The organism is Rhodococcus sp. CX, assembly GCF_015865005.1.
Classification (GTDB): Bacteria; Actinomycetota; Actinomycetes; order Mycobacteriales; family Mycobacteriaceae; genus Rhodococcus.
This window is the reverse complement of sequence record NZ_JADZGH010000180.1, coordinates 764-3,526: the sequence shown is the minus strand read 5'-3', so window position 1 is coordinate 3,526 and position 2,763 is coordinate 764. Positions and strand designations below refer to the sequence as shown.

General features: G+C 74.0%; 2 protein-coding genes and 1 pseudogene. 2 read left to right on the top strand and 1 reads right to left on the bottom strand.

The features are described from left to right. Together I0Q12_RS18780 and I0Q12_RS18775 are read left to right on the top strand one after the other, a co-directional pair. Nucleotides 1-1,141, top strand: a 1,141-nt coding sequence (locus I0Q12_RS18780; RefSeq protein ID WP_197253438.1) for an MFS transporter, incomplete at its 5' end; no start/stop codon positions are given. A gap of 125 nt (nt 1,142-1,266) precedes the next feature. After that, nucleotides 1,267-2,484: a glycosyltransferase family 4 protein gene (locus I0Q12_RS18775; RefSeq protein WP_197253536.1), complete on the top strand. Its 1,218-nt coding sequence runs from the start codon at nt 1,267-1,269 to the stop codon at nt 2,482-2,484. Here the strand turns inward: I0Q12_RS18775 and I0Q12_RS33250 are convergent. Beyond that, nucleotides 2,407-2,763: pseudogene (locus I0Q12_RS33250) on the bottom strand (hypothetical protein); the annotation flags it as partial. The gene I0Q12_RS18775 and the pseudogene I0Q12_RS33250 overlap by 78 nt on opposite strands.

Sequence of the window (2,763 nt, the reverse complement as noted above, 5' to 3'; positions counted from 1 at the left end):
GCCCGTCGTCGTCGACGTCTTCCTGTTCGCGTACGTGCTCGGCATCGTGCCCGCGCTGCTGCTCGGTGGACCGCTCTCGGACCGGCTCGGCCGCCGCCCGCTCATGCTGCCCGCACCGTTCGTCGCGGCCGCGGGCTCGATCGTGCTCGCGTTCGGCGCGGACAGCGCGCCGCTGCTCGTCGTCGGCCGCATCCTCAGCGGCATCGCGCTCGGGCTGGGCATGGCCGTCGGCGGCAGCTGGGTCAAGGAACTGTCCCAGCAGCCGTGGGACGCGCGGGCCGGTGCCGGCGCGGGCGCCCGCCGCGCGGCGATGAGCCTGACCGCCGGGTTCGCGCTCGGCGCCGGTGTCGCCGGAGTGCTCGCCCAGTGGGCGCCGTGGCCGAGCGGCCTCGCCTACGCCACGCACCTCGTGATCACGCTCGGCGCCGGTCTCGCGGTCGCGACGGCTCCCGAAACCCGTGCCGCCACCCCGGTCGACGAACGGCGGCCGCTGGTCGAGGACCTGAAGATCCCGGCCGCCGCGCACCGGCGGTTCCGGACGGTGATCGCCCCGGTCGCGCCGTGGGTGTTCGGGGCCGCGAGCTGCGCCTACGCGGTGATGCCGGCGCTGATGACGGAGCATTCCGGCGGAAAACCGGTCGCCTTCTCGGCGTTGCTGTGCGTCGTCGCGCTCGGATGCGGTTTCGGGATCCAGGCGCTGGGCCGGCGCATCGACACCCCGCGCAGCGCCCGCGCGCTCGTCGTCGCGCTGATCGTCCTGGTCGCCGGGATGGTGGCCGGCGCGGTCGCTGCGGACCGGCTGACCGTGCCCTTCGCGCTCGCGGGAGCCGCGGTCCTGGGCTGCGGCTACGGACTGGCACTGGTGTCGGGCCTGCAGGAGATCCAGCGCATCGCCGGTCCCGACGACCTCGCCGGGCTGACCGCGGTGTTCTACTCGCTGACCTACCTCGGTTTCGCGGTGCCCGCGGTCCTCGCGGTCGTCGTGCAGACCGTGCCCGGCGTCGGCTATCCGGTGCTGTTCCTGGCGGGTGCGGCCGTCGCCGCGGCTACCCTGATCCTGGTGCTCGGCAACAGCCGCACGGACCTGCCCGGCAACGGCAGCGAACCCGAGCCGTCGGACTCGGCTGCGACCGCGGCCTGACGGTACCCGGCAGTAACCCCCGCCGGTTCCGGAGCGATCCCACCGTTAGTGTGTTCCCCGATACAGTCGCAGCACGCATGTTCGCCCGGGTCGCGGGCGAACCGGAATCCGAGGGGGGTCGCCACGTGCGGGAGGTTCTGCTGCTCTGCTGGCGTGACAGCGGGCACCCGCAGGGAGGTGGCAGTGAGCGCTACCTCGAACAGGTCGGCGCCCAGCTCGCGGCCCGCGGCGTCGCCGTCACGTTCCGCACCGCCGCCTACCCGGGCGCCCCGAAACGCGAAGTCGTCGACGGCATCACCATCAGCCGCGGCGGCGGCCGCCTCACCGTCTATCCGCGGGCGCTCGCGGCGATCGCCGCCGGTCGCCTCGGCTTCGGTCCGCTGCGGGGCCTGCGCCCCGACGCGGTGATCGACACCCAGAACGGCATCCCCTTCTTCGCCGGGCTCGTCGCCGGCGCACCATCCACGGTGCTGGTGCACCACTGTCACCGCGAACAGTGGCCGGTCGCGGGACGGGTGATGGCCCGCATCGGCTGGTGGATCGAATCGACCCTCTCGCCGCGCGTGCACCGCCGCGACCAGTACCTGACCGTGTCGCTGCCGTCCGCCGACGAACTGCGTGCCCTCGGGGTCGAGCACGACCGCATCGCCGTCGTGCGCAACGGCATCGACCCGATCCCCGACACCGTCGAACCCGGCGACGACCACACCCGCACCGCCCACCCGAGCGTGTGCGTGCTGTCCCGGCTGGTGCCGCACAAGCAGATCGAGGACGCCCTCGCCGCGGTCGCCGCGCTGCGCGGCGATGTGCCCGGCCTGCACCTGGATGTGATCGGCGGCGGCTGGTGGGAACAGAACCTGCGTGACGCCGCCGCCGACCTCGGCATCACCGACGCCGTCACCTTCCACGGGCACGTCTCCGAGGAGCGCAAGCACGAACTGCTCGCCCGTGCCTGGGTGCACGTGATGCCGTCCCGCAAGGAGGGGTGGGGGCTCGCCGTCGTCGAAGCCGCCCAGCACGGCGTGCCGACGATCGGCTACCGCAGTTCGAAGGGCCTGACCGACTCGGTGATCGACGGGGTCACCGGTCTGCTCGTCGATTCCGCGACCGAACTCACCGAGGCGGTCGCCGAACTGCTCGGCGACGCCGACCGTCGCCGCGACCTCGGTCGCAAGGCCCGCGTCCGCGCCGGCGAATTCTCTTGGGCGGCAACCGGCGAGGGGGTGCTCGACGTGCTCACCGCGACCGCGGAAGGTCGCCGGGTCTCAGGACTGTTCCCGCGCAGCGCCGGTCTGCCGACGCATCCGGATCGCGAGCGCGCCGGCAGCGCCGCCGACCGGTAGCAGCGCCCACAGCACGTGCGCGGCGACCGCCGCGCCCCGATCGCCGGGCTGCGCGCTCGCACCGGGCACCCGGTACAGGCTCAGGTCGGGGTCGTCGTGGACGAGTTCCAGCGCGTCCAGGGTGCGCTGCGATGCGCCGAGCTCTCCCGGCGTGCCGTGTTCGACGAGCACCCAGCCGACGCCGAGGGCGGCCAGCTCGTCCGGGTGCGCACCGGCCAGCAGCAATGCTTCGACGTCGGCGGCGCGGCGGCCCTCCCCGGCGACCGTGCCGCCCGCGAC